The following is a 6,353-nucleotide window of genomic DNA, read 5'->3' as shown; positions in this document are numbered from 1 at the left end:
TGCTGCGCCATGTCGATGCCGTCGGTCACCACCCCGCCATGCAGGCCTTCGTAGAAAAGAAGGTCGGCATCCTGCGAGATCGGCTCCCAGGGCGTGAACGTTCCGGGATCCTGGCCGTAGGGTGCGGCTTCTTCCTCGTTGTGCAGATAGCGGCGGATCTCTCCGGTGCCTGTCTCGCTGTAGCTCTTGAAGAGCTGGAACTGCCGCTCGAACAAATTCCCTTCCGGCCCGAAGTGACTGAGATTGCGGTTTTCGCGGTTGGCGCGCTCCACCTCGCGTTTCATTTCCGCGCGATCGTAGCGGTGAAAGCTGTCGCCCTCGACGAAGACCGCCTTGGCGCCGACGCGATCGAAGATATGCGCCAAGGCTTGCTTGACGGTGGTGGTACCGGCACCGGACGAGCCGGTCACGGCAAGGATGGGATGCTTCGTGGACATGGCAGATGGCTCCTGGTTGGGGAAGTGGAAGGCATGAACGGTTGCGGCATCGCGGTCATGGCGGGTCTGCGACGGCCGGTTTGCGACCGTCATGGCTGCGCTCATGGCGCAATTCTCCGCTACTTCCGCTCCTGCTCGTCGCCCATCTGCGCCGTGCCGAAGCTGGCAATCTGGGCGACCGGAAAACGGGTGGGTGGTGGATCTGCGCTCTATTCCATGCACGACCGCAAACCACACGAGTAGACATGGGGTAGCATACCCTCTGATGAATGCTGGAGTCCGCCCTATGACAAGCCTGTTGGATAAAGCCATTTCAGAGGCAGCGAAGCTCCCGGAGCGGGAGCAGGATGCTTTGGCCGCGATCCTACTGGAGGAGATCTCATCGGAGCGACGCTGGTCCGAATCCTTCGCAAAGTCGCAGGACGGTCTAGCGAAGCTCGCCGAAGAAGCCCTGACCGAGCATGACGCGGGACGTACCCAGCCTTGGTAGCGGCAGTTGAAGTCTGCAACCACCGAGCGCTTCCGTAAGCAGTTTGCCGCGGCGCCGGCGGCCGCCCAGGTCAAGATCAGGCAGGCGCATCAGCTCTGGTCCGAGAATCCCCAGCACCCTTCGCTCAGATTCAAGAAGGTTCACGCGACGCTCCCAATCTTCTCGGTAAGAGTCGATCTTGACTGGCGTGCCATCGGGTTGCTGAAGACGGACACGATGATCTGGTTCTTCGTTGGCCCCCACAGCGAATACGAGCGCGTCTTGAAGCAGTTGTAGTCTGCCGCGCAACGTCGTCGTCAAACCAGTCGGTATCGATTCCAGCGAACCGTCGGTGGGCGCGCTGGATGATCGGCACGATATCGGTCGGCGCGACATTGACGCTCGACGCAAACGGATTCCAGTGCCGTCGATCCAGCGTCCAGAACCGTTCCAGTGCCGCCTCGTCGGGCGTGACGTAGCGCCCGCACATCGTTTCAGTGTTCGATCGCGCGGACGATCCGGCACGGATTGCCCGCCGCAAAGACGTCGTCCGGAATGTTCCGCGTGACGACGCTGCCGGCGCCGATCACCGAGCGCGCGCCAATCCGCACGCCGGGGCAGATGATCGCCCCGCCACCGATCCAGGTCTCGTCGCCGATCTCCACCGGCTTGCCTGCTTCGAGACCGGTCCGGCGCTCGGCCGCGCGCAGCGGATGGGTCGCGGCGTAGATCTGCACGGCGGGACCGCAGAGCACGCCGGAGCCGATGCGCACTCGCGCCACGTCGAGCACCACGCAGTTGAAGTTGAAGAAGACATTGTCGCCGAGCGTGATGTTGAGACCGTAGTCGCAATGAAACGGCGGCTCGATCCACACGCCGCGGCCCGCGGCCGGGATCAGCGCCCGGATCAGGCGCGAGCGCGCCTCGGTCTCGTCGTCGCGGGTGCCATTGAACTGCCGACAGAGGAGCCGCGCGCGCCCCCGCTCTGCGCAGAGATCCGGATCGCGCGGGTCGTACAGCTCGCCCGCGAGCATCCTGTCCCGCTCGCTCATCGTCACCGGGGCACCGCGCAGGCAGGATTGTCGCCGAGCGTGTGCTGCGCGAAGAAGTCCCACATCATGCGGCTCGCATCCGGCCCCTGCGGATCGTTGTACGGGAACTTGACGCGATCCTGCGGGCTGGCGCGGCCGTCGTCACCGCCGCTCCAGGCGTGCCCCAGTCCCGTCACCAGCACCTCCTGCAAGAGTGGCTTGCCGTCGCGGGAAAGTGTCGACACCACGTACGCGTGCTGCCCCGGCTCCGCCGCCACCGTCTTCTGCGTGAGCCGCGTCGCCGCGATGCTGTCGTTGTCCTGGCCGTCGTCGCACAGATCGTCGACCTGTGCGAACTGCCTGATCACGTCGCCGGCCGCTTTCGGCAGCACCTTGTCGTCTTCGGTGCCGTGGATCACCAGCATGGGCATCGTCCGCCGCCCGCTCCCGCGGCAGGCGAACGCCGCCTGTCCCGACTTCTCCGCGTCGTACGGATACGCGCTCTCCATCACGCGGAGCCCCGCGATGGGATTGTCCGCGACGCCGTAGGGAAAGCCGGAATGCACCGCCGCCGCGGCAAACACGTCCGTATAGCAGCTCGCCAGAATCGCGGCGAACGCGCCTCCCGCCGAGATGCCCGCCACGTAGATGCGGTTTGCATCGACACTGTGTCGCGCCGCGACCTCGTCGATCATCGCCATCACGATCGCCGCCTCGCCGCCGCGCGCCTGCGTGCGCGGGTCGAACCAGTTCCAGCACGAGTAGCCATTGGCGAGCGCGCTCTGCCGCGGATAGAGAACGAGAAATCCCTGCTCGTCGGCAAGCCGGTTCATGCGTGTGCCCGCCGCGAAGCTCTCCGGATCCTGCTTGCAGCCGTGCAGCATCACGACCAGCGGTGCCGGCCTGCCCTTCACGTATCCCGCCGGGATGTAGACGCGATAGTCGCGGCTCTTGGAGACGATCCAGTTGTAGACGAGACTGCCGTTCGGGCTCGTCACGCTCGCCTCCGGCAGAAACTCCCCGCGTTCCGCCGCGAGCAAGGGCAGCGTGAGGATGCAGAGCGTCGCGAGCGCGGCACCGCCCGCCGCCGCGCCTGCCGCAATCCGTCCGCTCATCCAGCCTGTGCGCATGCGCGGGAGTGTAGCGCAGAGGCGCGCCAGGAGGTCAGATGTCGGGACTCGGCCCGCACGCCGTCCCACGCGGCGTGGATGGGGTGACATCTGGCGTCGCGCGCAGACCGGTCAGCGCCCGGTGCCGCTGCGTCCTCCGAACAGCATCGCAAGCACGCCCCCGACGAGCAGCAGCACGCCAGCCCACACGAATTCCATGCGCGGACGCGCGACATTGCGCCGCACCTCGAGCGTGATGCCGGAAACCGGGAGATCGCTCTTCATCTCCTGCAGCACGAAGACATACTTGCCCGCGGCCGGGACGTCGACGCTCGCCACCTGCTCCCAGCGATGCTGATCCGGCCCCTCGTTCGTCCCGCGACTCAGGGTCACCTCCTTCTGCAACAGCGGTGTCCCGTTCGCCAGCAGCAGCGCGCGATACGTGTTGCCGCGCACGGGTTCCACCCGCACGTCGCCGACCACATCGAAGACGAGCGCGAGACCCACCGTGTTCATTCCCGGATCGAGATCGACCTCGACCGGCTGGAACGCGTTGGCGTTGGAGAAATGGAGCACATCGCCGCTTTGCAGGCTGAAGCGCGAGCCCTTCTCCCCCAGACGCTGCTCCAGCACCTTGGCTCCGCTGAAGAACAAGGTCAGCGCGTAGTAGCCGGGGCCGAACACGAGCCCCATCAGGATCAATGCGAGCGAGAAGCGCGTCATGGTCGCAGTCAGTTGGGACGCACCGGTGTCACGTCCACCTGCGTGTCGATCCAGCGCCGGACGATCGCATCGACGACACCGCGCTGCTTCATCGCGAGCACCGCGGCATCGAGCTTCGCCTTGAGCTGTGGGTCGTCCTTGCGCACCGCCCAGGCGAGGTATTCTTCGGTGAGCGGCGTATAGAGCCCGACCAGACCGGCCGCGCCCGGCGTGTTCACCATGCCGAAATGCCAGATCGACGGCGCGTCGTGAATGAAGTAGTCGACGCGGCCCTTCGCCAGTGCCGCAGCCGCCGCATCGCTGTCCGCGAAGACGACGATCTCGGCCTGACGGAGACTGCGCCGAACGTACTCCTCGCCGCTGCTGCCGCGCACGACGGCGATGCGCCGCCCCGGATCGCGCAGACGCGCCGGCGGCCCGAGCCGGGCGGCGTCCTGCTCGCGCACCAGCGCCATCTGCCCGGTGCGCAGATACGGCTCGACGAACGCAAACTGCGCAGCGCGCGCATCGGTCACCGCCATCCCCGACATGATGACGTCGATCTTGCCAGCCTGAAGCGCCGGTATCAGCGCCGACCACGGCATCTGCCTGATCGTGATCTTGAGGCCGCTCTCGCGCACGAGCTCGCGCGCAAGGTCGACCTCGATGCCGACGAACCGGCCGTCCTCGCGGAAGGACAGCGGCGGATAGTTCGCCGCCATGCCGGCGCGGATCGTATTCGGCGGACGCCGGTCGGCCTTCTTCGCGGTGGTCGCGACGGGCGCGCCAGCCGCAGCGGGCGGAGCCTCGTCCTTCGATCCCCACGGCAGCCAGCTGCAGCCCGCGAGCAGCATGACCGCAATCGAACACAAGAGAAATCCGGCGCGCTTCAAGTGGCGTCTCCCCGGGCGGCGAGATGGGTCGTGCCCATGGCAAAGGTCGCGATTGTGCCAGAACCCTCGCGTCGCTACGGCCGACCGAGCAGGAAGTAGAACGAGTCATAACCGCTCGTGGACCGCCCGTAGGCGAGATAGACCGGCCCGAGGATCGTGTCCGCTCCCCAGAAGACGCTGAAGCCACCCAGGTACTGGTTCGTGAGCAGCGGATCGTTCGGCCCGTTCATGCGCCCCACCTCCGCCGAGGCCCCGAGATAGAGGCCGCTGCCGAGCTGCGGCGGGAGGCTGTCGTACTTGTAGTAGTACACCAGCCGGCCGAGCATGTACTGCGTGCCGGTGAGCTGACCGATCTGCAGCCCGGACAGCCGCTGGAAGCCGCCCAGGGTGAACGGGTCGTACACCGGCAGGTCGCCGCTCACCGTCGCGCCGGCGGAAGCGCCGAGACTCAGGGTGTGGCGACCGAGGCTCTTGGCGACCAGCACCGAAGCATCCGCCTTGGTGTACTGATCATCGGAGCCCATTGCCGATTGCGTCGAGAAGATCCGGGCGACGCCGAGATAGCCGTTCTTCGGAAAGTCGATGTCATCGAGCTGATCGACGACTGCACGTCCCGTGAACCCGGCCTGGAAGAGATTGAACCTCTCGAGGTTGATCACGCCGAAGTCCGGGCTTGCCTCCAGCCACCCCGCGAACGGGCCGAGCCGCACGTCGAACATGCGGTCCTGATAGCCGACGTCCAGATGCGCGCGCGCGTACTTGACGCCGTAATTGCCCAGGAGCTGGTTGTTGAAGAAGAACTGCACCGGCTGCGACTGCACATCGATGCGCGGTGCGACGAAGCCGATGTACTTGAATCCGAGCGGCTGATAGAACTCGCTCGTGAAGCGGTTGGTGAATCCCACCTGGACATCGGTGCGCCACTCCGCCCCCAGCTGGTTGAGCCACGTCCGCCGGTAGCTCCCGAGCAGATTGAAGCGCTGCCCGTCCTGGAAGTCGGTGTAGAGGCCGAGACCGAACTTCACGTAATTGGGTCCCCACGACTTCTCGGTGGCGTTGATCACCACCGCCCGCTTGCCGTCCTCATCCACCAAGCTGTAGTCGACCTGGTCGAAGTCGCCGCGCCCGAAGAGGCGCCGCAGGTCGCTGTCGAGCGACTTGCTCGTGAACGCGTCCCCGGGCTCGGTGCTGAGCTCACTCTTGATGACATCCGGGTTGACGCGACTGTTGTCGGTAGCCACTCGGATCTCCGCGATCGGCACCGGCAGCGTGCGCCGCGCATCGCGCACTGCCACCCACTTCGCGTATTCCGGCTCCGATAACTGCAGCGCGAGCAGCCGTTGCATCTCGTCCCGCGCGGCGCCCGCGCCATGATCGATGGCCTCCGCGTACTTGTTGAAGTCGGACGAACTGATACCGGTGAGATCGGGCGAGATCAGCACGTCGCTCTCCTTGAGCGAGCTCAGCGATTGCGAAACGTTGAGTTCGGTCATGAGATTCACCGACTGCAGGGCAACGGCGAAAACCGAGTTCAACTGATCGCGCTTGCCAAGCGGCGTGCCCAGGTTGACCGCGATCACCACGTCGGCGCAGGTGGCGCGTGCCACATCGACCGGGAGGTTGCGCACGAGACCGCCGTCGACGTAGAGCTGACCATCGATCAGCACCGGCGAAAACGCCCCGGGCACGGACATGCTGGCCCGCATCACGCG

General features: G+C 65.9%; 8 protein-coding genes. 2 read left to right on the top strand and 6 right to left on the bottom strand.

Annotated features, from left to right (window positions below; translation table 11 throughout):
- On the bottom strand, nt 1-437 hold a 437-nt coding region (locus JNK68_02400), incomplete at its 3' end, for a phosphoribulokinase (GenBank protein ID MBL8539202.1).
- 286 nt (nt 438-723) lie between these two features.
- On the opposite strand from JNK68_02400, the gene JNK68_02395 reads away from it, so the two are divergent.
- Nucleotides 724-927, top strand: a complete 204-nt coding sequence (locus JNK68_02395) for a hypothetical protein (GenBank protein ID MBL8539201.1) — start codon at nt 724-726, stop codon at nt 925-927.
- 6 nt (nt 928-933) lie between these two features.
- Nucleotides 934-1,203: a hypothetical protein gene (locus JNK68_02390; protein ID MBL8539200.1), complete on the top strand. Its 270-nt coding sequence runs from the start codon at nt 934-936 to the stop codon at nt 1,201-1,203.
- Between the two features lie 197 nt (nt 1,204-1,400).
- Here JNK68_02390 and JNK68_02385 read toward each other — a convergent pair whose 3' ends face one another.
- The 5 genes from JNK68_02385 to JNK68_02365 form a co-directional block, all read right to left on the bottom strand.
- The gene (locus JNK68_02385; protein MBL8539199.1) at nt 1,401-1,964 is read right to left on the bottom strand and encodes a sugar O-acetyltransferase; all 564 of its coding nucleotides are present in this window, start codon (nt 1,962-1,964) and stop codon (nt 1,401-1,403) included.
- On the bottom strand, nt 1,961-3,052 hold the full coding sequence (locus tag JNK68_02380) for a PHB depolymerase family esterase (GenBank protein MBL8539198.1): 1,092 nt from the start codon (nt 3,050-3,052) through the stop codon (nt 1,961-1,963). Before JNK68_02380 ends, JNK68_02385 begins: the two co-directional genes overlap by 4 nt.
- 126 nt (nt 3,053-3,178) lie before the next feature.
- Nucleotides 3,179-3,769: a hypothetical protein gene (locus JNK68_02375; GenBank protein MBL8539197.1), complete on the bottom strand. Its 591-nt coding sequence runs from the start codon at nt 3,767-3,769 to the stop codon at nt 3,179-3,181.
- 8 nt (nt 3,770-3,777) lie between these two features.
- Complete coding sequence (locus tag JNK68_02370; protein MBL8539196.1) at nt 3,778-4,641, bottom strand: transporter substrate-binding domain-containing protein; 864 nt, start codon at nt 4,639-4,641, stop codon at nt 3,778-3,780.
- A 74-nt stretch (nt 4,642-4,715) separates the two neighbouring features.
- Nucleotides 4,716-6,353, bottom strand: a 1,638-nt coding sequence (locus JNK68_02365; GenBank protein ID MBL8539195.1) for a patatin-like phospholipase family protein, incomplete at its 5' end; no start/stop codon positions are given.

It is taken from the genome of Betaproteobacteria bacterium (genome assembly GCA_016791345.1).
Taxonomy (GTDB): Bacteria; Pseudomonadota; Gammaproteobacteria; order Burkholderiales; family JAEUMW01; genus JAEUMW01.
Note: the sequence above shows the minus strand (reverse complement) of the source record. Positions and strands in the feature narration are given on the sequence as shown.

What these genes read in the sequence shown, in the direction of transcription:
- JNK68_02395 (MBL8539201.1), top strand. Translation starts at nt 724, where the DNA reads ATGACAAGCCTGTTGGATAAAGCCATTTCAGAGGCAGCGAAGCTCCCG.
- JNK68_02375 (MBL8539197.1), bottom strand. Translation starts at nt 3,769, where the DNA reads ATGACGCGCTTCTCGCTCGCATTGATCCTGATGGGGCTCGTGTTCGGC.
- JNK68_02380 (MBL8539198.1), bottom strand. Translation starts at nt 3,052, where the DNA reads ATGAGCGGACGGATTGCGGCAGGCGCGGCGGCGGGCGGTGCCGCGCTC.